1 protein-coding gene is annotated in these 513 nt (G+C 69.4%); it reads right to left on the reverse strand.

What is annotated here, in order from left to right:
* A partial coding sequence (locus BZY54_RS48495; protein WP_244217730.1) for an alpha/beta fold hydrolase occupies nt 1-485 on the reverse strand: 485 nt, incomplete at its 3' end.
* Between the last annotated feature and the right edge of the window lie 28 nt (nt 486-513).

Raw genomic sequence — 513 nt, forward strand, 5'->3', positions numbered from 1 at the left:
ATCATCGCCCAGTGGCCGCAGTGGTTGAGCAGCACCAGCCGGCTGTCGGGGATGTTCGCCAGCAGGTAGAGCGAGTTCTCGAACGGGACGACGCGGTCGTCGCGTCCGTGGATGAGCAGCGTCGGCACCTGGATCTGCGGCAGCAGTTCGGGCCTGACCCAGGTGGGCAGCGGCACCCCCTTGGGAAGGCCGTCGACGTAGTTGCGCAGGTGGTCCGGGCGGGCGAGTGCGGCCCGCGAGCGTGCCTGGCACAGCTCGGGGGTGGCGAAACGGGCCTTGTCGTAGACCATGATCTCCACAAGCCGGCGCATGTTCTCCGGGCTCGCGTCGCGATAGGCCTCGATGAGCACCTTCAGGCCCTCCGAGGGGCCGTCTCCGGCGCCGAAGAGAGTGGGCATCCTCCCGACCGGCGGGCCCATGGTGATCAGGTGCGAGATCCGGTCGGGGTGCTCGGTGGCCAGGCGCAGCGAGGTCTGCCCGCCCATCGAGTTCCCGACGAACGCGGCCTTCTCG

It is taken from the genome of Streptomyces carpinensis, from assembly GCF_002154505.1.
Taxonomy (GTDB): Bacteria; Actinomycetota; Actinomycetes; order Streptomycetales; family Streptomycetaceae; genus Streptomyces; species Streptomyces carpinensis.